This window comes from Pseudactinotalea sp. Z1732 (assembly GCF_049724975.1).
Lineage (GTDB): Bacteria > Actinomycetota > Actinomycetes > Actinomycetales > Beutenbergiaceae > CALKWS01.
Map to the genome: position 1 here is coordinate 169,904 of NZ_JBMPQC010000003.1, position 22,277 is coordinate 192,180.

The 22,277-nt window shown below is 67.0% G+C and carries 21 protein-coding genes; 2 read left to right on the forward strand and 19 right to left on the reverse strand.

Features of this window, described 5'->3' with window-relative positions; translation table 11 throughout:
* Positions 1 to 3 precede the first annotated feature (3 nt).
* The 15 genes from rpmC to rpsL all read right to left on the reverse strand — a co-directional run bounded on the left by rpmC (position 4) and on the right by rpsL (position 10,289).
* Entirely contained in the window at positions 4 to 246 is a 243-nt protein-coding gene (rpmC, locus tag ACPL7H_RS08050) for a 50S ribosomal protein L29 (RefSeq protein WP_424786298.1), read from the reverse strand.
* Positions 246 to 665, reverse strand: a complete 420-nt coding sequence (gene rplP, locus ACPL7H_RS08055; protein ID WP_424786299.1) for a 50S ribosomal protein L16 — start codon at positions 663 to 665, stop codon at positions 246 to 248. Before rplP ends, rpmC begins: the two co-directional genes overlap by 1 nt.
* Positions 666 to 668: 3 nt before the next feature.
* On the reverse strand, positions 669 to 1,526 hold the full coding sequence (rpsC, locus tag ACPL7H_RS08060; RefSeq protein WP_424786300.1) for a 30S ribosomal protein S3: 858 nt from the start codon (positions 1,524 to 1,526) through the stop codon (positions 669 to 671).
* Positions 1,526 to 1,897 carry a 50S ribosomal protein L22 gene (gene rplV, locus ACPL7H_RS08065; protein WP_424786301.1) on the reverse strand — a complete coding sequence of 124 codons (372 nt, stop codon included), beginning with the start codon at positions 1,895 to 1,897 and terminating at the stop codon, positions 1,526 to 1,528. The genes rpsC and rplV overlap by 1 nt, the downstream gene beginning before the upstream one ends.
* Positions 1,898 to 1,949: 52 nt before the next feature.
* A complete protein-coding gene (gene rpsS, locus ACPL7H_RS08070) occupies positions 1,950 to 2,231 on the reverse strand; it encodes a 30S ribosomal protein S19 (protein ID WP_424786302.1) in 282 nt (93 codons plus the stop codon).
* Positions 2,232 to 2,246: 15 nt separating this feature from the next.
* Complete coding sequence (gene rplB, locus ACPL7H_RS08075) at positions 2,247 to 3,083, reverse strand: 50S ribosomal protein L2 (protein WP_424796470.1); 837 nt, start codon at positions 3,081 to 3,083, stop codon at positions 2,247 to 2,249.
* 39 nt (positions 3,084 to 3,122) lie between these two features.
* Entirely contained in the window at positions 3,123 to 3,413 is a 291-nt protein-coding gene (rplW, locus tag ACPL7H_RS08080; protein ID WP_424786650.1) for a 50S ribosomal protein L23, read from the reverse strand.
* 11 nt (positions 3,414 to 3,424) lie between these two features.
* The gene (rplD, locus tag ACPL7H_RS08085; RefSeq protein WP_424796471.1) at positions 3,425 to 4,108 is read right to left on the reverse strand and encodes a 50S ribosomal protein L4; all 684 of its coding nucleotides are present in this window, start codon (positions 4,106 to 4,108) and stop codon (positions 3,425 to 3,427) included.
* Positions 4,109 to 4,113: 5 nt separating this feature from the next.
* Entirely contained in the window at positions 4,114 to 4,779 is a 666-nt protein-coding gene (rplC, locus tag ACPL7H_RS08090; RefSeq protein ID WP_424796472.1) for a 50S ribosomal protein L3, read from the reverse strand.
* 10 nt (positions 4,780 to 4,789) lie between these two features.
* On the reverse strand, positions 4,790 to 5,098 hold the full coding sequence (gene rpsJ, locus ACPL7H_RS08095) for a 30S ribosomal protein S10 (protein ID WP_424786306.1): 309 nt from the start codon (positions 5,096 to 5,098) through the stop codon (positions 4,790 to 4,792).
* A gap of 338 nt (positions 5,099 to 5,436) precedes the next feature.
* On the reverse strand, positions 5,437 to 5,805 hold the full coding sequence (locus tag ACPL7H_RS08100) for a hypothetical protein (protein ID WP_424796473.1): 369 nt from the start codon (positions 5,803 to 5,805) through the stop codon (positions 5,437 to 5,439).
* Positions 5,806 to 5,956: 151 nt separating this feature from the next.
* On the reverse strand, positions 5,957 to 7,147 hold the full coding sequence (gene tuf, locus ACPL7H_RS08105) for an elongation factor Tu (protein WP_424790403.1): 1,191 nt from the start codon (positions 7,145 to 7,147) through the stop codon (positions 5,957 to 5,959).
* Between the two features lie 122 nt (positions 7,148 to 7,269).
* The gene (gene fusA / locus ACPL7H_RS08110; RefSeq protein WP_424796474.1) at positions 7,270 to 9,372 is read right to left on the reverse strand and encodes an elongation factor G; all 2,103 of its coding nucleotides are present in this window, start codon (positions 9,370 to 9,372) and stop codon (positions 7,270 to 7,272) included.
* Between the two features lie 72 nt (positions 9,373 to 9,444).
* Positions 9,445 to 9,915, reverse strand: coding sequence for a 30S ribosomal protein S7 (gene rpsG, locus ACPL7H_RS08115; protein WP_424786310.1), 471 nt, complete (start codon positions 9,913 to 9,915; stop codon positions 9,445 to 9,447).
* Entirely contained in the window at positions 9,915 to 10,289 is a 375-nt protein-coding gene (rpsL, locus tag ACPL7H_RS08120) for a 30S ribosomal protein S12 (protein ID WP_424786311.1), read from the reverse strand. Before rpsL ends, rpsG begins: the two co-directional genes overlap by 1 nt.
* Before the next feature lie 556 nt (positions 10,290 to 10,845).
* Between rpsL and ACPL7H_RS08125 the strand changes: the two genes are divergently transcribed.
* Positions 10,846 to 12,276: an MFS transporter gene (locus tag ACPL7H_RS08125; protein ID WP_424796475.1), complete on the forward strand. Its 1,431-nt coding sequence runs from the start codon at positions 10,846 to 10,848 to the stop codon at positions 12,274 to 12,276.
* Positions 12,273 to 13,196, forward strand: coding sequence for a ChbG/HpnK family deacetylase (locus ACPL7H_RS08130; RefSeq protein WP_424796476.1), 924 nt, complete (start codon positions 12,273 to 12,275; stop codon positions 13,194 to 13,196). Before ACPL7H_RS08125 ends, ACPL7H_RS08130 begins: the two co-directional genes overlap by 4 nt.
* Before the next feature lie 77 nt (positions 13,197 to 13,273).
* On the opposite strand, the gene ACPL7H_RS08135 is transcribed toward ACPL7H_RS08130, so the two are convergent.
* The 4 genes from ACPL7H_RS08135 to rplJ all read right to left on the reverse strand — a co-directional run bounded on the left by ACPL7H_RS08135 (position 13,274) and on the right by rplJ (position 22,139).
* Positions 13,274 to 17,164, reverse strand: a complete 3,891-nt coding sequence (locus ACPL7H_RS08135; protein WP_424796477.1) for a DNA-directed RNA polymerase subunit beta' — start codon at positions 17,162 to 17,164, stop codon at positions 13,274 to 13,276.
* Positions 17,165 to 17,262: 98 nt separating this feature from the next.
* Positions 17,263 to 20,766, reverse strand: a complete 3,504-nt coding sequence (gene rpoB / locus ACPL7H_RS08140) for a DNA-directed RNA polymerase subunit beta (RefSeq protein ID WP_424786315.1) — start codon at positions 20,764 to 20,766, stop codon at positions 17,263 to 17,265.
* Positions 20,767 to 21,144: 378 nt separating this feature from the next.
* Positions 21,145 to 21,534, reverse strand: coding sequence for a 50S ribosomal protein L7/L12 (rplL, locus tag ACPL7H_RS08145; protein ID WP_424786316.1), 390 nt, complete (start codon positions 21,532 to 21,534; stop codon positions 21,145 to 21,147).
* A gap of 68 nt (positions 21,535 to 21,602) precedes the next feature.
* Positions 21,603 to 22,139 (reverse strand): 50S ribosomal protein L10, encoded by a 537-nt coding sequence (rplJ, locus tag ACPL7H_RS08150; RefSeq protein ID WP_424786317.1) that lies wholly within the window; start codon positions 22,137 to 22,139, stop codon positions 21,603 to 21,605.
* Between the last annotated feature and the right edge of the window lie 138 nt (positions 22,140 to 22,277).

The window sequence follows — 22,277 nt, forward strand, 5'->3', positions numbered from 1 at the left end:
CGTTCACTTCGCGTCAGCGGTCGGCGCGGTCCGGATTCCCAGTTCGCGCTCCCGCAGGATCGTGTAGATGCGGGCGATGTCGCGCCGCACGGTCTTCAGCCGTCCGTGGTCCTCCAGCTGCCCGGTGGCAGAGGAGAAGCGGAGGTTGAACAATTCCTGCTTGGCCTTCTTGAGCTCACCCAGCAGGATCTCGGAGTCCATGCCGTCGAGCTGATCGGGCATCAGGTCCTTGGAACCGATCGCCATCAGACGTCACCACCCTCGCGGCTCAGGAACCGCGTCTTCATCGGGAGCTTGTGCTGCGCGCGGCGGAGCGCCTCGCGAGCAAGGTCCTCGTCAACACCGGCGAGCTCGAAGAGCACGCGTCCGGGCTTGACGTTTGCGACCCACCACTCCGGGGAACCCTTACCGGAACCCATGCGGGTCTCGGCAGGCTTCTTGGTCAGCGGCCGGTCGGGGAAGATGTTGATCCACACCTTTCCGCCACGCTTGATGTGCCGGGTCATGGCGATACGGGCGGCCTCGATCTGACGGTTGGTCACGTACGCAGGCTCCAGGGCCTGGATGCCGTAATCACCGAATGCGATCGAGGTGCCACCCTTGGCCACGCCGGAGCGCTTGGGGTGGTGCTGTTTACGGTGCTTGGTGCGCCGGGGGATGAGCATGGCTCAGGCCTCCGTCTCAGTGGCTGTCTCGGTGGCGGCCGGTGCCGCCTGGCCGGTGGCGGGAGCGCCCGCAGTCTCGCTGGGCTGCGATCCGGGCGCGGGCTGGGATGCCGGTGCGCCCTCACGAGGACGGCGGCCACGGCCCCCGCGCTCGCCACGGTCACGGTCACGGCCGCGTCCACGCGCGGGCGCCGCCGAGGCCTGCGCGGCGGCGAACTCCTTCTCGGTCTGGTCGCCCTTGTAGATCCACACCTTCACGCCGATACGACCGAACGTGGTGCGGGCCTCGAAGAAGCCGAAGTCCACGAACGCGCGCAGCGTGTGCAGGGGCACCCGGCCCTCGCGGTAGAACTCGCTCCGGCTCATCTCGGCGCCACCGAGCCGACCGGAAACCTGCACCCGGATGCCCTTGGCGCCGGCCCGCTGAGCGGACTGCATGCCCTTGCGCATCGCACGACGGAAGGACACGCGCGAGGCGAGTTGCTCGGCGATACCCTGGGCCACGAGCTGGGCGTCGATCTCGGGGTTCTTGACCTCGAGGATGTTCAACTGCACCTGCTTGCCGGTGAGCTTCTCCAACTCACCGCGCAGGCGGTCGGCCTCGGCGCCACGGCGCCCGATCACGATGCCCGGGCGAGCGGTGTGCAGGTCCACCTGCACCCGGTCGCGAGTACGGACGATGTCGACCTTGGAGATCCCGGCGCGCTCCAGCCCGGAGGCCATCAACTTGCGGATCTGGACATCCTCGTTCACGTAGTCGCGGTAGCGCTGGCCCTTGGTGGTGGAGTCAGCGAACCAGCGCGACCGGTGGTCGGTGGTGATGCCCAGGCGGAATCCGGTGGGGTGTACCTTCTGGCCCATCAGCGAGGCCCTCCCTTGATCTGACGCTCATCGGCCACGATCACGGTGATGTGGCTGGTGCGCTTGAGGATGCGGTTCGCTCGCCCCTGCGCGCGGGGGCGGAAGCGCTTGAGGGTCGGGCCCTCATCCACGTACGCCTGGGAGATGACCAGGTCGCCGGCGTTGAACGCCACCGACTGCTCATCCGCCTTGACGCGGGCGTTGGCGATCGCGCTCTCCACGATCTTGCGCACGTCCTGCGCCACTGCCTGCGGGGCAAAGCGAAGAACGTCGAGGGCCTCATCGGTCTGCTTGCCGCGGATGATGTCCACGACCCGCCGAGCCTTCTGGGGCGTGACGCGCACGTATCGCGCCTGCGCCTTGGCTTCCATCGTTAGTCCTGCTTTCTCGATCACAAGTGTTCAGTGTCCTCGGGCGCGCCTCTCAGCGACGCCGCGCCCTACGGTCGTCCTTGTCGTGCCCTCGGTAGGTACGGGTCGGGGCGAACTCGCCCAGCTTGTGGCCGACCATCGACTCGGTGACGAACACCGGGACGTGCTTGCGACCGTCGTGCACCGCGAAGGTGTGGCCAAGGAAGTCGGGGGTGATGACCGACCGACGGGACCAGGTCTTGATGACGTTCTTCGTGTTGGCCTCGTTCTGTGCGTCCACCTTCTTCTGCAGGTGGTCGTCGACGAACGGGCCCTTCTTCAGACTACGAGGCATGATCGTGGCTCCCTATCAGCGCTTCTTGCCAGTGCGACGACGGCGCACGATCTGGCTGTCGCTCGGCTTGTTCGGACGGCGGGTTCGGCCCTCTTTCTGGCCCCAGGGACTGACCGGGTGGCGACCACCGGAGGTCTTGCCCTCACCACCACCGTGGGGGTGGTCCACCGGGTTCATCGCCACGCCGCGCACGGTGGGACGCTTACCCTTCCACCGCATCCGACCGGCCTTGCCCCAACTGATGTTGGCCTGTTCGGCGTTGCCGACCTCACCAACGGTGGCGCGGCAGCGGACGTCCACGTTGCGGATCTCCCCGGACGGCATCCGCAACTGGGCGTTGCCGCCCTCACGGGCCACCAACTGCACCGAGGATCCGGCCGAGCGGGCGATCTTGGCGCCCCCACCGGGCTTGAGTTCGACCGCGTGGATCACGGTACCGACCGGGATGTTCCGCAGCGGCAGGTTGTTGCCGGGCTTGATGTCCGAACCGGGACCGGACTCGACCATGTCGCCCTGCTTGAGCTTGACCGGCGCCACGATGTAGCGCTTGGCCCCGTCTGCGTAGTGCAGCAGCGCGATGCGTGCGGTCCGGTTCGGGTCGTACTCGATGTGTGCGACCTTCGCGGGCACGCCGTCCTTGTCGTTGCGACGGAAGTCGATCACGCGGTAGGCCCGCTTGTGACCGCCGCCGATGTGCCGGGCGGTGATCCGCCCGGAGGAGTTGCGCCCACCGCTCTTGCTCAGCGGTCGGACCAGCGACTTCTCCGGCGTGGTTCGGGTGACCTCGACGAAGTCGGCGACGGAGGAGCCGCGTCGGCCCGGTGTCGTCGGCTTGTACTTACGGATGGCCATGAAGTGTCGTCCTCAATCTCTTACTGGCTGCCGGCCTTCTCAGACCGCGCCGCCGAAGATGTCGATGGTGCCCTCGCGCAGCGTCACGATCGCGCGCTTGGTGTCCTTACGCTTACCCATCCCGAACCGGGTCCGGCGGGTCTTGCCCAGTCGGTTCGCGGTGTTGACGCTGTCGACCTTGACGTCGAAGATCTTCTCGATCGCGACCTTGATCTCGGTCTTGTTCGCACGCGGGTCGACGAGGAAGGTGTACTTGCCCTCATCGAGCAGGTTGTAACTCTTCTCCGAGACCACCGGGGCCAGGATCACGTCCCGGGGGTCCTTGTTCATGGTCGGCGTGCTCACTGGTCCTCCTCAGTGGTATCCGTCGAGCCGGCGCCGGGGGCCCGGCCGGAGACGAAGGCCTCCAGTGCCTCGGTGGTGAAGACCACGTCATCGGAGACCAGGACGTCGTAGGTGTTGAGCTGATCGGGGTGGATCAGGTGCACAGTGGGTGCATTCCGCAGCGACTTCCAGGTCAGGTCGTCCCCGCGGGCCAGAACAACCAGCACGTGCCGGCTGGGGGCCACCTGGTTCAGCAGGCTCACCGCGGTGCTGGTTGAGGGCACATCGGTCTCGGCGAAGGCGCTCACCACGTGCACACGACCCCCGCGGGCCCGGTCCGACAGGGCCCCGCGCAGGGCGGCGGCCTTCATCTTCTTCGGGGTGCGCTGGCTGTAGTCACGCGGCACCGGGCCGTGCACGATGCCACCACCGGTGAATTGCGGGGACCGGATCGAGCCCTGCCGGGCGCGGCCGGTTCCCTTCTGACGCCAGGGCTTACGACCACCGCCGCGCACGTCGGCGCGGGACTTGGTGGCGTGGGTGCCCTGGCGGGCTGCGGCCAGTTGGGCCACCACGACCTGGTGGATCAGCGGGACGTTGGCAGCCGCATCGAAGATGGCGGCGGGCAGTTCGGCGGAGCCGGTTGCCTTGCCGGTGGCGTCCAGCACGTCCACCGTTCGGGAAGCAGTTCGGGTAGTCAAGGCGTTCACGCACCCTTCGCAGCGGTACGGACCATGACCAGGCCGCCCTTGGGGCCGGGAACCGCGCCGGTGATCAGCAGCAAGCCCTTGTCGGCATCCACGGCCTGGACGGTCAGGTTCTGTGTGGTCTGGCGCTCGTGGCCCATCCGCCCGGCCATACGCAAGCCCTTGAAGACCCGGCCCGGGGTGGCGGCGCCACCGATCGAGCCGGCCTTGCGGTGGTTGCGGTGCGCACCGTGGGAGGCCGTCGCACCGGCGAAGCCGTGCCGCTTCATCACACCGGCCGTGCCCTTGCCCTTGGTGGTGCCCACGACGTCGACCAACTGGCCGGTCTCGAAGGTCTCCGCGGTCAGTTCCTGCCCGACGATGTACTCAGCGGCGTCGGAGGTGCGGAACTCGGCGGCGTGGCGACGAGGCGTCAGGTCGGACTTCTCGGCACGCACGCGCAGCGGCTGGGTCACCTTGCGCGGGTCGATCTGGCCGAAGCCGATCTGAACCGCTGAGTACCCGTCCCGCTCCGGGGTGCGGACCTGGGTCACCACGTTGGTGTCCACCCGCACCACGGTGACCGGGTGCAGACGACCTTCGTCGTCCCACACCTGCGTCATGCCGAGTTTGGTGCCGAGCACCGCCTTGACGGCGCGCTCGGAAGCCTGGGGAAGTGAAGTCATGGGTGCGTCCTCAGAGCTTGATCTCGATGTTGACGTCCGCAGGCAGGTCCAGGCGCATCAGCGAGTCCACAGCCTTGGGCGTCGGGTCCACGATGTCGATCAACCGCTTGTGGGTCCGCATCTCGAACTGCTCGCGGCTGTCCTTGTACTTGTGCGGTGAACGGATGACAACGAACACGTTCTTCTCGGTTGGCAGCGGCACCGGGCCCACGACCGTCGCACCAGCGCGGGTCACCGTGTCGACGATTTTGCGCGCCGAACTGTCGATGACCTCGTGGTCGTAGGACTTGAGCCGGATGCGGATCTTCTGTCCCGCCATGCGTCGTCTGACTCTCTCTCTCGTACCGCTTGACCGACCCCCGCGCTCGGGCGTGTCGCTCTCGCAACACTCCACACCGGCAGGCACCATAAAGGTGATGGTCGGAGATGACTGGTGAAGTTCGTCCGCCTACCGGAGGGCAGTCAGCCGATCTTCTGGTTGGTTACTCGTCGGTTCCGGACCCGAAGGCACCGACTCACATCAGATGCACACCGAATCAATCACCCGCGACGAGGCAACTTGATTAGTTTGCCACAGCACGGTGGAGAACCCAAGCCGCAGATCGGATTCACCGCCGTGGGATAGGCCACACCTGACCCGGACCAGACCGAGGTTCGTCAGATACCGGTGATCCGACACCCCTCGTCCAGGCCCAGGATCTCCAGGCGAACACTGATGTTGCGCACCTGCACACTCACGTAGGCCCGGGCACTGATCTCGCTGACCTTCCTGGGGCCGTCGGCGATATCGCCCAGGACCCCCCGCGCGAAGCCGGACCTGCCGTGGATCAGCACACCCTGCCCCTTACGGAAGGTCCCGTTCTCCACCCAGCCGGTGAAGACAACCGGCTGACCGGCCACCTGGAAGGCGCCGACCAGACGCAGCACCCCGGTGTCCCGTCCCGGTGCGGGCGGCTCGTCGTCCCAGAGCGCCTCCGCCTCTGCGGCCGTGGGGCTGACCTGCTTGCCGGTGGTGAACCATGCCATGGGAGCCGATCCTAGTGCTCACAGCACCCGCGCCAACCCGCTTGCCGACGGTGCCGTGGCAGGCACGGGACGGGCATGAGTCAGGGCCCGCCAGCCGAGGCTGACGGGCCCTGTGGGACTCACTGTGCCAGGCGGAGCGCCCAGCGCTGGATCACTTGGTGATCTTGGTGACCCGGCCGGAGCCGACGGTGCGCCCACCCTCACGGATGGCGAAGCCGAGGCCCTCTTCCATCGCGATCGGCTGGATCAGTTCCACGGACATCTCGGTGTTGTCACCGGGCATCACCATGTCGGTGCCCTCGGGCAGGGTGATCACGCCGGTCACGTCGGTGGTGCGGAAGTAGAACTGCGGACGGTAGTTGGAGTAGAACGGGTTGTGCCGTCCACCCTCGTCCTTGGCCAGGATGTAGACCTGGGCCTCGAAGTCGGTGTGCGGGGTGATCGAACCCGGCTTGGCGATGACCTGCCCACGCTCGACGTCCTCACGCTTGGTGCCGCGCAGCAGCAGACCCACGTTCTCGCCGGCCTCGGCGTAGTCCATGAACTTCCGGAACATCTCCACACCGGTCACGGTGGTCTTCTGCGGTGCCCGGATGCCGAGAATCTCGATCTCGTCGTTCACGTTCAGGGTCCCGCGCTCCACCCGGCCGGTCACCACGGTGCCGCGGCCGGTGATGGTGAAGACGTCCTCGACGGGCATCAGGAACGGCTTGTCGGTGTCACGCACCGGGTCCGGCACGGACTCGTCCACCGCCTCCATCAGTTCCTCGATGGACTTGACCCACTTCTCGTCACCCTCCAGGGCCTTCAGGCCGGAGACCTTGATGACGGGCACGTTGTCGCCGTCGAAGTCCTGGCTGGAGAGCAGTTCACGGACCTCCATCTCGACGAGTTCGAGGATCTCCTCGTCGTCGACCATGTCGGCCTTGTTCAGGGCGACCAGCAGGTAGGGCACGCCCACCTGACGGGCGAGCAGCACGTGCTCACGGGTCTGGGCCATCGGGCCGTCGGTCGCGGCGACCACCAGGATCGCGCCGTCCATCTGGGCGGCACCGGTGATCATGTTCTTGATGTAGTCAGCGTGACCGGGGGCATCGACGTGCGCGTAGTGGCGCTTCTCGGTCTGGTACTCCACGTGGGAGACGTTGATGGTGATCCCACGCTGACGCTCCTCCGGAGCGTTGTCGACCTGATCGTACGACTTGAACTCGTTCAGGTCGGGGTACTTGTCGGCCAGCACCTTGGAAATGGCAGCCGTCAGGGTGGTCTTGCCGTGGTCAACGTGACCGATGGTGCCGATGTTGACGTGCGGCTTGGTCCGCTCGAACTTGGCCTTCGCCACTGTGGTTCCTCCTGGAACTCGGGTAGTTGTACGCAGCTTGCGGATCGAGATTCTCGATCTTTCCGGCTTCGCAGATCCTACGGGTCGGTTTGGGTTGTTGTGTTACAGGTCGACCAGTGGGACTACTCGCCCCGGGTCTTTGCCACGATCTCCTCGGCAACACTCCGAGGAACTTCGGCGTAGTTGGAGAACTGCATCGCGTACACCGCGCGACCCTGGGTCTTCGACCTCAGGTCACCGATGTATCCGAACATCTCCGACAACGGCACCAAGGCTCGAACAACCTTGACGCCACTCGCGTCCTCCATTGACTGGATCTGGCCGCGACGGGAGTTCAGGTCGCCGATCACTTCACCCATGTACTCCTCGGGTGTGCGTACCTCGACATCCATCACTGGCTCCAACAGCACCGGGCTGGCCAGCCTGACGCCTTCCTTGAAGACCATGGAACCAGCGATCTTGAACGCCATCTCCGAAGAGTCGACGTCGTGGAACTGACCATCCAGGAGGGTCGCCTTCACGCCCACCATCGGGTAGCCGGCCACGACACCGACCTGCATGGCGTCCTGGATACCGGCGTCGACGCTGGGGATGTACTCCCGCGGGATGCGACCACCGGTGACCTTGTTCTCGAACTCGTAAATCTCACCGGACTCGGTGTCCAGCGGCGCGAAGGTGACCTGCACCTTCGCGAACTGGCCGGAGCCACCGGTCTGCTTCTTGTGGGTGTAGTCGACCTTCTCCACGGTCTTGCGGATGGTCTCGCGGTAGGCGACCTGGGGCTTACCCACGTTCGCCTCGACCTTGAACTCCCGCCGCATCCGGTCCACCAGGATGTCCAGGTGCAACTCGCCCATTCCGGCGATCACGGTCTGGCCGGTCTCCTCATCCAGGCGCACCTGGAAGGTGGGGTCTTCCTCGGCGAGCTTCTGGATCGCCTCGGAGAGTTTCTCCTGGTCGCTCTTGGTCTTGGGCTCGATGGCCACCGAGATCACCGGCTCGGGGAAGGTCATCGACTCCAGCACCACCTGGGAGTCCATCGCCGAGAGGGTGTCGCCGGTGGTGGTGTCCTTCAGGCCGATGACGGCGTAGATGTGTCCGGCAGAGACCGTGTCCACCGGGTTCTCCTTGTTGGAGTGCATCTGGAAGAGCTTGCCCAGCCGCTCCCGCCTGCCCTTGGTGGAGTTCATCACCGGCTGGCCCGAGGCGATCGTGCCCGAGTACACCCGGATGTAGGTCAGCTTGCCGAAGAAGGGGTGCGAGGCCACCTTGAACGCCAGCGCCGAGAACGGCTCGGTGGCGTCGGCGTGGCGCTCGATGACCTCGTCGGGGTCCCCGGCGGCGTGCCCCTCGATGGCGGGCACGTCCAGGGGCGAGGGCAGGTAGTCCACGACCGCGTCCAGCATCGGCTGCACGCCCTTGTTCTTGAACGCAGAGCCGCACAGCACCGGGTAGGCCTCGCCGCCCAGGGTGAGCCTGCGGATACCGGCCTTGATCTCGGCCACGGTGAGCTCTTCGCCGTTGAGGTACTTCTCGAGGAGTTCCTCATCGGACTCGGCCACCGCCTCGATCAGTTCACTGCGGTACTTCTCGACCTTGTCGGCCAGGTGCGCCGGGATATCCTCGACCTCGTAGGCCTCGCCCAGGGAGGTCTCGCCGCGCCAGGTCAGCGCGCGCTGCTCCACCAGGTCCACGACGCCCTCGAAGTCGCTCTCCGCACCGATCGGCAGTTGGATGACCAGCGGCTTGGCCTTGAGGCGGTCAACGATCGTCTGCACGGTGTAGTAGAAGTCCGCACCGAGCTTGTCCATCTTGTTGACGAAGCAGATGCGTGGCACGTCGTACTTGTCCGCCTGACGCCACACCGTCTCCGACTGGGGCTCCACGCCCTCCTTACCGTCGAAGACCGTCACCGCGCCGTCGAGCACCCGCAGGGAGCGCTCCACCTCAACGGTGAAGTCCACGTGCCCGGGGGTGTCGATGATGTTGATCTGGGTGCCGTCCCAGAAGCTGGTCACCGCGGCCGAGGTGATCGTGATGCCGCGTTCCTTCTCCTGGTCCATCCAGTCGGTGGTGGACGCACCATCGTGCGTCTCACCCATCTTGTAGTTCACCCCGGTGTAGAACAGGATGCGCTCGGTGGTGGTGGTCTTACCGGCATCGATGTGGGCCATGATGCCGATGTTGCGGACCTTCTTCAGGTCGGTCAGCACGTCGAGTGCCACGTTTGCTCTCTTCTTAGTCGTCTGAGCTCAGGTCAATCATCGGTGCCGGCGGACCGGCCCCGGAAGTGGCGTCTACCAGCGGTAGTGGGCGAACGCCTTGTTGGACTCGGCCATGCGGTGGGTGTCCTCACGGCGCTTCACCGCGGCACCCAGTCCGTTGGAGGCATCCAGGATCTCGTTCATCAGACGCTCGGTCATGGTCTTCTCCCGGCGCGCCCGGGCGTAGTCGACCAGCCAGCGCAGCGCCAGGTTGGTCTGGCGGCTCGCGCGGACCTCGACCGGCACCTGGTAGGTCGCACCACCCACGCGGCGCGAACGCACCTCCAGGGTGGGGCGCACGTTCTCCAGTGCCCGCTTGAGCACCACGGTCGGCTCGGTCTGGGTCTTGTCCCGGACGCCGTCGAGCGCCCCGTAGACGATCTGCTGGGCGGTGTACTTCTTACCGTCCACCAGGACCCGGTTGACCAACTGGGTCACGGTCGGGGAGTCATAGACCGGGTCGGCGACGACCGGCCGCTTCGGCGCTGGGCCCTTACGAGGCATTACTTCTTCTCCTTCTTGGCGCCGTACTGGCTACGAGCCTGCTGACGGCCGCGCACACCCTGGGTGTCCAGCGCACCGCGCACGATCTTGTAGCGCACACCCGGCAGGTCACGCACACGACCGCCACGGACCAGCACGATGGAGTGCTCCTGCAGGTTGTGACCCACGCCCGGGATGTAGGCGGTGACCTCGATACCGCTGGAGAGCTTCACACGCGCGACCTTACGCAGCGCGGAGTTCGGCTTCTTCGGGGTGGTGGTGTACACACGCGTGCACACGCCACGTCGCTGCGGGCTTCCCTTCAGGGCCGGCGTCTTGCCGTGACCGGTCCTGGTGCTGCGGCCCTTGCGGACCAACTGCTGGATGGTGGGCACTTAATCTCCGTCTCGAAAATTCGGTTGCTTCGTGGGGGGTGATCTGCCGATCGTTGCCGGCGGTTCCGGCATTCCACCCCGTTGGACCCCCGCGCTCGGGTGTGTCGAGCCCCGGCACCACAGCGCCACCGTGAGAACGATCCCGGTGGGTGTCGGCAGGTGCGACATACCTGGCGGCCGACTCGGTGGATGAATGGCTCATCCACACATGCCTGCGCACGCACGCAAAGGCCCGACGAAGCGGGCACTGGCGACAAGAGTACTCCCCGCGCCCGGCATGGTCAAAGGCGTCATCGTGCCTGCGGGCTGTGGTCTTGACCACTTCCCGCCCTGTGGCGCGTCGGTGAACGACCTCGACGCCCGGGCGACGGGAACCGTACCCGGCCGTTCGCCACGGTCGTTCGGCGGCGACAGACAGCACCTTAGTGGCTCCACCGCTGCGGTGCGGCGCAACGCGCCGCACCGCATGCCCCAACCCCTCCGCCGGCGACGACCCGCGGGCTATCGTGCTCTGGACGGGTTCGCAGCGGGCGCACCCACCGAGGTGAGGATCACCATGGCGCGACCGAGCGGGCCGGTTCCCGACGGCGCCGGCGCCCCTGGAACGGGCGTGCGTGCCACCTCCCCGGCCCGCTACGCCGTCGGGATGTTCGGCACCTCCATCCCGATCAACATGTTCAACACCCTGGGTACCTACTTCTACGTGGTGGCCCTGGGCATGGACGGCAGGGCCTTCGCTGCGGCCATGGGCATCTACGCCGCCATCGACGCCCTGGACAACCCGGTGTACGGCTTCCTGTCGGACCGGACCCGCACCCGCTTCGGACGGCGCAAGCCGTGGATGGTCCTGGCCACCCCGGCCCTGGCGATCGGATTGATCTGCTTCTTCTGGCCCCCCGATGCCCTCACCGGCACTGCACTGGTGGTCTGGTTCGCCGTCTTCACCATCATCACCGGCACCACCGACTCGATGATCAACGCCAACTACGGCGCGCTGCTGCCCGAACTGTTCCGGAACGAGAAGCGCCGTGCGCTGGCGAACGGGATGCGCCAGGGCTTCCAGTTGCTCGCGATGATCATCTCGGTGGCCGCCTCCCCGATGCTGGTCGACGCCTTCGGCTACGTGAGCGTGGCGGTGGTGTTCGGGGGCGTGGCCGCCGTGGTGATCACCTTCTCCGCACTCGGCGCCCGGGAGGACCCGGCCGCCCTGGGCACCGACCGCCCCAGGATCGTCGCCTCCATCAAGGCGATGGCGAGCAACGGCAAGTTCTGGCTGATCGCGCTCACCTCGGGGGCCTACTCCTCCGGGATGGCCCTGGTGCTGGCCGCGGTGTCCTTCTTCGTCACCTTCACCCTGGACCTGGATCTGGCCTACGCCACCTATCTGCTCGCTGCGGTGATCGGCTCCTCGGTGCTGTGCCTGGCGCTCTGGACGCTGCTGGTGCGGCGCTTCGGACCCGAACTCGTCTGGCGGATCGCACTGCTCACGCTGGCGCTGGCGCTGCTGAACCTGTCCCGGGCCGAATCCCTGGCCACGGCGATCGCCTACGGGCTGGGCGTCGGGCTGGGCTACTCCGGGGTGATGGCCACGATGGACCTGATCGTGGCCCGACTGCTGGATGAGGACACCGCCCGCACCGGGCAGCGCCGCGAAGGGATGTTCCTGGCCGCGTTCGGGTTCTTCAACCGGCTCAATGCCGCCTTCATCGGCCTGGCGTTCCTGCTGGTGGAGGCTCGGTACGGGTTCATCAGCGGGGATGTCCCCGGCGAGCGGCCCGGCGACGCGGCCCGTTTCCTGATCTCCTACATGCCGGCCCTAGCGGTGTCGGCGGCCGTGGTGCTGTCGGTGTTCGTCCGGTTCCAGCGCCCCGCAATCTCCGAGGTAGCGCTGGTGCCCGGACCGGAGCAGGCCGGCGCGCGCCCGTCGGAGCAGGCCCTCGAGGAGCCGGCCACTCCCCGTACCGGAACGGACCCGAGCAGCCGATGACGGCCCGGTCCGTGACCATCACCGCCGACGACTTCGGCCTCAACCCCGCCGTCAACGCCGCGATCATCGAACTGAGCGTCTCCGGTCGGCTGCACGCCGCCTCGGTGCTGGTGGAGGCACCCCATGCCGCGGCGGCCCTCGAAGCCCAGGTGCCGATCGCCGTCGGTCTTCACGTGGCCCTGGCGCCGGCCATGCTTGCCGGGGCCACCGGCGAGCAGATCCACGCCGAGATCGAGCGCCAGTGGGACCGGATGGTCCGCCACGGCCGCACACCGGCGCACCTGGACCTGCACACGGCCGCGTTGTACGGGGTGGGCGCGGAGGCGTTGCGTCCGGGCGGGGTACTCGTCGAGGCGCTGGCGGTGGCGGCCGCGCACCGGGTGCCGCTGCGGCTGCCCCGCGTGCTGCCCCCGGGGTTCGCCGACGGCACCGAGGGACACGCGGCGCTCCTGGCAGCGGCGGACGAGGCCGGGGTCGCCCTGCCCGAGGCGATCTGCACCGACTTCCGGCCGGGGCAGGAGGTTTCCGGCTACGGCGACCTGCGCGCCCACTACCGGGCCCTGATCGCCCAGTTGCCGGCCGGCCGCAGCGAGGTCTTCCTGCACCCTGCTGTCCCTTCCGGGACCGAGTCCGACGACGACGGGACTCGCCCGGGCAGCCGAGCCGGCGACGACGGGGCCCGCCCCGGCAGCCGGGCCCCCGACCTCGGAACCCGCCCCGGCGGTCGGGCGCACCACAGCGGGTCCCACCCGGGCGGGCGCACGCCGGTCGGGACGTCTCGTTCGGGCGAGCATGGCCGCGACGGCGCGACTCACCTCGGTTCCGACGCTGCGGACTCACGCAAATGCGTCTGGGAGTATCAGTTGCTGGTCTCCGGCGATCTGCACCACGACCTGGCGGCGGCGAACATCCGGACCTGAGGAGCCGCTACCGGCGGCGAACAACGAACGGCCCGGCACCTGTGTCGGTGCCGGGCCGTTCAGTGTCGAGCAGGAGGTCAGCGGTACGGCGCCTCGTACCCCTGCCCGAGATCCAGTTCCTCCAGCGCGATGGACTCACCGCCGTCGCCGGCCGGACCGTAGTCGATCTCGTCGTAACCGAAGCTCGGGTACAACTCGGCCTTGGCCGCCTCGGTGGGCTCGACCCGCACGTTGTGGTAGCGGGGCAGTCCGGTGCCGGCGGGGATGAGCTTACCGAGGATGACGTTCTCCTTCAGGCCACGCAGGGAGTCCGAGCGTCCGCTCATCGCGGCTTCGGTGAGGACCTTGGTGGTCTCCTGGAAGGAGGCCGCGGACAACCAGGAATCGGTGGCCAGGGAGGCCTTGGTGATCCCCATCAACTCGGGCCGTCCGGAGGCGGGCTGGCCACCTTCGGAAACGGTCCGGCGATTCTCGTCCTCGAACACGGTGCGCTCGGAGAGCTCCCCGGGCAGGAGCCTGGAGTCCCCGGAGTCCAGCACGGTCACCCGGCGCAGCATCTGGCGCACGATGACCTCGATGTGCTTGTCGTGGATGTCCACGCCCTGGGAGCGGTAGACCTCCTGCACCTCGTCTACCAGGTGCTTCTGCACCGCACGGGGGCCGAGGATCCGCAGCACCTTCTTCGGGTCCACCGCACCGACCACGAGTTGCTGTCCGACGGCCACGTGATCGCCGTCGGCGACCAGCAGACGCGAACGCTTGGTGACCGGGTAGGACATCTCCTCGCTGCCGTCGTCGGGGGTGACGACGAGCTTGCGGGAGCGTTCGGTCTCCTCGATCGCCACTCGTCCGGCGACCTCGCTGATCGGTGCCTCACCCTTGGGGGTGCGGGCCTCGAACAACTCGGTCACACGGGGCAGACCCTGGGTGATGTCCTCGGTGCTGACCGCACCACCGGTGTGGAAGGTACGCATGGTCAACTGGGTACCGGGCTCACCGATGGACTGGGCGGCGATGATGCCGACGGCCTCACCGATGTCGACCAGCTTACCGGTGGCCAGCGAGCGTCCGTAGCAGGTAGCGCAGGTGCCCACGCGGGACTCACAGGTCAGCACGGAGCGGACCTTGAGGTCGGTGACCCCGACGGCGTGCAGCTTGCTGATCAGGACGTCACCGACGTCGTCACCGTTCTCACCCAGCACCTCACCGTCGGCGGAGGTGACCTGGCCGGCCAGGGAGCGCCCGTACACCGAGGTCTCCACGGTGTCGGCCAGCCAGGTGGCGCCGTCCGGTGCGGTCTCCAGAATCTTCAGCGTCAACCCACGCTCGGTGCCGCAGTCGTGCTCGCGGATGATGACGTCCTGGGAGACGTCCACCAGGCGCCGGGTCAGGTACCCCGAGTCGGCCGTCCGCAGCGCGGTGTCGGCCATGCCCTTCCGGGCACCGTGGGTGGCCACGAAGTACTCCAGCACCGACAGTCCGTCACGGTAGTTGGACTTGATCGGACGCGGGATGATCTCACCCTTGGGGTTGGCCACCAACCCACGCATACCGGCGACCTGACGCACCTGCATCCAGTTACCGGCGGCGCCGGAGTCGACCATCCGGTACACGGGGTTCAGTTGCGGGAAGTGCTCCCGCATCGCCTCGTCCACCTCGTTGGTCGCCTGGGTCCAGATCTCGATCAGTTCCTGACGACGCTCGTCGTCGGTGATCAGACCGCGGTTGTACTGGGCCTGGACCTTGGCGGCCTTCTCGTCGTAGGCCGCCAGGATCTCGTTCTTGGTCGGCGGGGCGACCACGTCGGAGATCGCGATGGTGATACCCGAACGGGTGGCCCAGTAGAACCCGGCGTCCATGAGCGCGTCCAGGCTGGCCCCGACGGCCACCTTCGGGTAGCGCTCGGCCAGGTCGTTCACGATCGAGGACAGCAACCGCTTGTTCACCAGGGAGTTCACGTACGGGAAGTCCACCGGTAGCGCCTCGTTGAACAGCGCCCGGCCCAGGGTGGTGGGGAAGGTGACCGAGTCGCCCTCGCTCCACCCCTCCGGTGCGTCCCAACCGCTGGTCGGGGGCACCAGGTCCGTCATCCGGATGCCGATCGGGGCACCCAGTGCCAGATCACCGGCGTCGAATGCCATGATCGCCTCGGCGATGGAGGAGAAGGTGCGGCCGGCACCCACACCCTCGGGCTGGGCGGTGGTCAGGTGGAACAGCCCGACGATCATCTCGTGCGAGGGCATGGTCACCGGACGCCCGTCGGAGGGCTTGAGGATGTTGTTGCTGGACAGCATCAGGATCCGGGCCTCGGCCTGAGCCTCGGCGGACAGCGGCAGGTGCACCGCCATCTGGTCACCGTCGAAGTCGGCGTTGAAGGCCGCGCACACGAGCGGGTGCAGGTGGATCGCCTTACCCTCGACCAGTTGCGGTTCGAACGCCTGGATGCCCAGGCGGTGCAGGGTGGGTGCACGGTTCAGCAGCACCGGATGCTCGGTGATGACCTCCTCCAGCACGTCCCACACGACCGAGCGGGCACGCTCGACCATCCGCTTGGCGGACTTGATGTTCTGGGCATGGTTGAGGTCTACCAGCCGCTTCATCACGAACGGCTTGAACAGTTCCAGGGCCATCTGCTTGGGCAGGCCGCACTGGTGCAACTTGAGCTGCGGACCCACCACGATGACGCTCCGGCCGGAGTAGTCCACGCGCTTGCCGAGCAGGTTCTGCCGGAACCGGCCCTGCTTGCCCTTGAGCATGTCCGAGATGGACTTCAGGGGGCGGTTCCCCGGTCCGGTGACCGGCCGGCCACGGCGACCGTTGTCGAACAGCGAGTCCACGGCTTCCTGCAGCATCCGCTTCTCGTTGTTGACGATGATCTCCGGGGCACCCAGGTCCAGCAGCCGCTTGAGCCGGTTGTTCCGGTTGATCACCCGGCGGTACAGGTCGTTCAGGTCCGAGGTGGCGAACCGGCCACCGTCGAGCTGGACCATCGGGCGCAGGTCCGGCGGGATCACCGGGATGCAGTCCAGCACCATGCCTTCGGGCGAGTTGGTGGTGGTCAGGAACGCGTTGACGACCTTCAGTCGCTTCAGGGCCCGGGTCTTGCGCTGGCCCTTCCCGGTGCGGATCACCTCACGCAGTGCCTCGGACTCGGCCTCCAGGTCGAAGGACTGCAGGCGCTTCTGGATAGCACCGGCGCCCATCGAGCCCTCGAAGTACGTGCCGTAGCGGCTCTGCAGCTCGCGGTAGAGCAGTTCGTCACCTTCGAGGTCGGCGACCTTGAGGTTCTTGAACCGGTCCCAGATCTGCTCCAGGCGCTCCAGCTCGGCGTCGGCGCGCTTGCGGATCTGGGCCATCTCCCGCTCGGCGGAGTCCTTGACCTTGCGGCGTGCGTCGGCCTTGGCGCCCTCGGCCTCGAGCTCGGCCAGGTCGGCCTCGAGCTTCTCACCGCGCTGGGCGATGTTCAGATCACGCTGCTTGGTGATCTGCTCGGCCTCCAGGTCGATCTCGTTCTGCAGGCTGGGCAGGTCCTCGTGCCGGCCCTCCTCGTCGACCCAGGTGATCATGTACGCCGCGAAGTAGATGACCTTCTCCAGGTCCTTCGGGGCCAGGTCCAGCAGGTAGCCCAGGCGGGAGGGCACACCCTTGAAGTACCAGATGTGGGTCACCGGGGCGGCGAGCTCGACATGGCCCATCCGCTCGCGGCGCACCTTGGAGCGGGTGACCTCGACACCACACCGTTCGCAGATGATGCCCTTGAAACGAACCCGCTTGTACTTTCCGCAGTAGCACTCCCAGTCCCGGGTGGGACCGAAGATCTTCTCGCAGAACAGCCCGTCCTTCTCCGGCTTGAGGGTCCGGTAGTTGATGGTCTCGGGCTTCTTCACCTCGCCGTGGGACCAGGCGCGCACCTCGTCCGCTGTAGCCAGGCCGATACGGAGCTCGTCGAAGACGTTGACGTCGAGCACTTTTCCTACTTCCTTCGGTGGATCACCGTGTGGAACTTTGCGATGGGCCGCTTCGCCCTGCCCGGATCGCGCGTGCGCGGACCGGGCAGGGCGGCGCCTCAGATCTCTTCGACGCTGCTGGCGTCGGGACGACGAGACAGGTCGATACCGAGTTCCTCTGCAGCCCGGTAGACCTCCTCATCGGTTTCACGCATCTCGATGGAGGTTCCGTCGGAGGAGAGCACCTCCACGTTCAGGCACAGGGACTGCATCTCCTTCAGCAGCACCTTGAACGACTCCGGGATGCCCGAGTCGGGGATGTTCTCACCCTTGACGATGGCCTCATACACCTTGACCCGGCCCGGCACGTCGTCGGACTTGATGGTCAGCAGCTCCTGCAGGGTGTAGGCGGCGCCGTAGGCCTCCAGGGCCCAGACCTCCATCTCCCCGAACCGCTGGCCACCGAACTGTGCCTTACCGCCCAGTGGCTGCTGGGTGATCATCGAGTACGGACCGGTGGAGCGGGCGTGGATCTTGTCGTCCACCAGGTGGTGGAGTTTCAAGATGTACATGTAGCCCACCGAGACCGGCTCGGGGTAGGGCTCTCCGGAACGGCCGTCGAACAGCACCGCCTTGCCGGAGGAGTCCACCAACTGCTCACCGTCGCGGGTGAGGTTGGTCGAGGCCAGCAGGCCGCGTACCTCCTCCTCGTGCAACCCGTCGAACACCGGCGATGCCACCGGGCTCTCCGGATCGCCCCTGAGGGCCTCAGGTGCGAAGTGCTCGGCCCATGCGGGCAGTTTGCCGCTCTTGGCCTGCTCCACGCCGACGTCCCAGCCGTGCTTGGCCACCCAGCCCAGGTGCGTCTCGAGCACCTGGCCCACGTTCATCCGCCGGGGCACGCCCAGGGGGTTCAGGATGATGTCGACGGGGGTGCCGTCGGGCAGGAACGGCATGTCCTCCACGGGCAGGATCTTGGCGATCACACCCTTGTTCCCGTGCCGCCCGGCGAGCTTGTCACCATCGGTGATCTTGCGTCGCTGGGCGATGTAGACCCGCACGAGCTGGTTCACGCCGGGGGGCAACTCGTCGCCGTCGTCCCGGTTGAACTCCCGCACCGCGATCACGGTTCCGGACTCGCCGTGCGGAACCTTCAGGGAGGTGTCGCGCACTTCGCGCGCCTTCTCACCGAAGATCGCGCGCAGCAGCCGCTCCTCGGGGGTCAGTTCGGTCTCACCCTTGGGTGTGACCTTGCCGACCAGCACATCGCCGGCTCCGACCTCGGCGCCGATCCGGATGATGCCGCGCTCGTCCAGGTCGGCCAGCACCTCGTCGGAGACGTTCGGGATGTCCCGGGTGATCTCCTCCGGGCCCAACTTGGTGTCGCGGGCGTCGACCTCGTGTTCCTCGATGTGGATGGAGGAGAGGATGTCGTCCTGCACCAGTCGCTGGGACAGGATGATGGCGTCCTCGAAGTTGTGCCCCTCCCAGGACATGAAGGCCGCCAGCAGGTTCTTGCCCAGTGCCAGTTCGCCCTCATCGGTGGCCGGGCCGTCGGCCAGCACCGAGCCGACCTCGATGCGCTGGCCCTCGTCCACCAGCACCCGCTGGTTGTAGGAGGTGCCCTGGTTGGAGCGGTTGAACTTGGCCACCCGGTAGGTCTGGGTGCCCCCGTCGTCCAGCGCCACCACGATGGCGTCGGCGGAGACCTCGGTCACCACACCGGGTTTGGAGGCCACGATCACGTCGCCGGCGTCCACCGCTGCGCGCCGCTCCATCCCGGTACCCACCAACGGGGCCTCCGAGCGCAACAACGGCACCGCCTGACGCTGCATGTTCGCACCCATCAGGGCGCGGTTGGCGTCGTCGTGCTCCAGGAACGGGATCATCGCGGTGGCAACCGAGACCATCTGGCGGGCCGAGACGTCCATGTAGTCCACCTGGTCGGCGGGCACGTCGATCGCCTCACCGCCACGCGTGCGGACCAGCACGGTCTCCTCGGTGAACCGGCCCTTCTCATCGACCGCGGCGTTGGCCTGGGCGATGACGAAGCGGTCCTCGTCGTCGGCCGTCAGGTACTCCACATCATCGGTGACGACACCCTTGACGACCTTGCGGTAGGGGGTCTCGACGAAGCCGAAGGGGTTGATCCGGGCGTAGGTCGCCAGCGAGCCGATCAGTCCGATGTTGGGACCCTCAGGGGTCTCGATCGGACACATCCGGCCGTAGTGCGAGGGGTGCACGTCGCGCACCTCCATGCCGGCCCTGTCACGGGACAGGCCACCCGGGCCCAGCGCGGACAGACGACGCTTGTGCGTCAACCCGGCCAGGGGGTTGTTCTGGTCCATGAACTGGGAGAGCTGGCTGGTGCCGAAGAACTCCTTGATCGAGGCCACCACCGGACGGATGTTGATCAGCGTCTGCGGTGTGATCGCCTCCACGTCCTGGGTGGTCATCCGCTCCCGGACCACACGCTCCATCCGGGACAGCCCGGTGCGCACCTGGTTCTGGATCAGCTCACCCACGGCGCGGATGCGCCGGTTACCGAAGTGGTCGATGTCGTCGGTCTCCACCGGCAACTCGATCGGCTCCCCGGCACGCACGCCCTCCATGGACCGATCGCCCTTGTGCAGGCCGGCCATGTACCGGATCGTGGCGACCACGTCTGCACGGGAGAGCACCGAGTCCGACAGCGGGGCGTCCAGACCGAGCTTCTTGTTCAGCTTGTAGCGGCCCACCTTGGCCAGGTCGTAGCGCTTGGCGTTGAAGTAGAAGTTGTCCAGGAGCGCCTGGCCCGCCTCGACCGTGGGCGGCTCGCCCGGCCGGATCTTGCGGTAGATGTCCAGCAGTGCCTCGTCCTGGGTGGAGACGGTGTCCTTCTCCAGGGTGTCCAGCACGGCCGGGTAGTCGGCGAACTCCTCGCGGATCTCGGACTCGGTCATCCCCAGAGCCTTGAGGAAGACGGTGACCGACTGCTTCCGCTTACGGTCCACCCGCACGCCCACGGCGTCGCGCTTGTCGATCTCGAACTCGAGCCAGGCGCCCCGGGAGGGGATCACCTTGGCAGTGAAGATGTCCTTGTCGCTGGTCTTGTCCGGGCTACGTTCGAAGTACACCCCCGGGGACCGCACCAACTGGGAGACGACGACGCGCTCGGTGCCGTTGATGATGAAGGTGCCGCGATCGGTCATCAACGGGAACTCGCCCATGAAGACCGTCTGGGACTTGATCTCACCGGTGGTGTAGTTGACGAACTCAGCGGTGACGAACAGTGGCGCCGAGTAGGTGAAGTCCTTCTCCTTGCACTCCTCCGCGCTGTACTTCGGGGGCTCGAAGCGGTGGTCGCGGAAGGACAGGGACATGGTGCCGCCGAAGTCCTCGATCGGGGAGATCTCCTCGAAGATCTCCTCCAGACCGGAGTTGGTGGCCGGGTCGCCATCCTTCTCCAGGCGGGCCAGCCATCGGTCGTTACCCAGCAGCCAGTCGAAACTGTTGGTCTGCAGACCGAGCAGGTCCGGGGCCTGGAGGGGTTCGTGGATCCTGGCGAAGGAAACGCGACGGGAAGCGGTTCGTTGTTCGATAGCTTCGGTGGTGGGAGCAGAAGGGGTGCGCGAGGCAGCCAAGAGGGGTCCTTCCCTGCAGATCGTGAGCACGCGCGCTGCTAGATCCCGGTGGCGACTTCCCGGGTTCCGGCCCGGGCACACGACGAATCGGTATGGATTCGTGACTTGCGCGGGTGTCCGGTTGGGGCCGCCAGGGGCATACGACAGCGCAAAGCGACAGCATAGCCGTTGACGCGAGTCTTGTCCAACAGCGTGACTGGTGCGGCGACGTGTCGGGGAGGTGATCCGAGGGGTTCACATCCCCGGTCCGGGCCGTGAGGAGAGCGGCGGCCGGTCGGGCGAGGCCCGCATCCGCTGATTCGCAGGGATGCGGGCCTCGCCTCGGCCTCGGCCGAGATCACACGGGCAGGCTGGTGGACAACCTGCCCGTGTGCAGGATCACTTGAGGTTGACGGTGGCTCCGGCGCCCTCGAGGGCCTCCTTGGCCTTGTCCGCGGCCTCCTTGTCGACCCCCTCCAGGACCGGCTTGGGTGCACCGTCGACCAGGTCCTTGGCCTCCTTCAGGCCCAGGCTGGTCAGCGCGCGCACCTCCTTGATGACCTGGATCTTCTTGTCCCCGACGGACTCGAGGACGACGTCGAACTCGGACTGCTCCTCGGCAGCCTCGGCCTCGCCGCCACCAGCGGCCGGACCGGCAGCAGCAGCGGCGACCGGGGCGGCAGCGGTGACCTCGAAGGTCTCCTCGAACTGCTTGACGAACTCGGAGAGCTCGAGCAGGGTCAGTTCCTTGAAAGCGTCAATGAGCTCTTCGGTGCTGAGCTTCGCCATGGTTGGCGTTCCTTCCTGGTTGGTACTGCTTGCGGGAGAAGCAGTGGGGATGGTGAGTCTCCGGGCGGTCAGGCCGCGGCAGAGTTCTCTGGGTTGTCCTGCTTCTCACGCAGGGCTTCGATGGTGCGCACTGCCTTCGCCGCCGGGGCGTTGAAGACATAGGCCGCCTGGTGCAGGGTCGCTTTGAGGGCCCCGGCCAACTTGGCCAGCAGCACCTCGCGCGACTCCAGGTCGGCGATCTTGTTGATCTCCTCGGCGCTGAGCGAGCGTCCGTCCAGGACACCGGCCTTGATCACCAGGCTCGGGTTGTCCTTGGCGAAGTCGCGCAGACCCTTGGTCGCCTCGACGGGGTCGCCGTCGATGAAGGCGATCGCAGTGGGACCGTTTAGCTGGTCGTCGAAGGCCGTGACACCGGCTTCCTTGGCCGCGATCGCGGTCAAGGTGTTCTTCGTCACCCGGTAGGTGGTGGTGGCACCGAGGGAGTTACGCAACTCGTTGAGCTGGGACACCGTCAGCCCGCGGTACTCGGTCAGCACAACGGCGTCGGACTGCCGGAAGCGCTCCGTCAGTTCGGCAACCGCGGCTGCCTTGTCAGGGCGTGCCATGGGCCCTCCTATTCGCGTTGCTTGCCGCGAGCCGGGCCTGACATGACAAAAGCCCCGCGCACGTGACGGGGCTCGTGGACCGGAGGCAAACTCCGGGCCGAACTCAATCACCTGCGCCGGCCCCGCGTCATGCGGGCT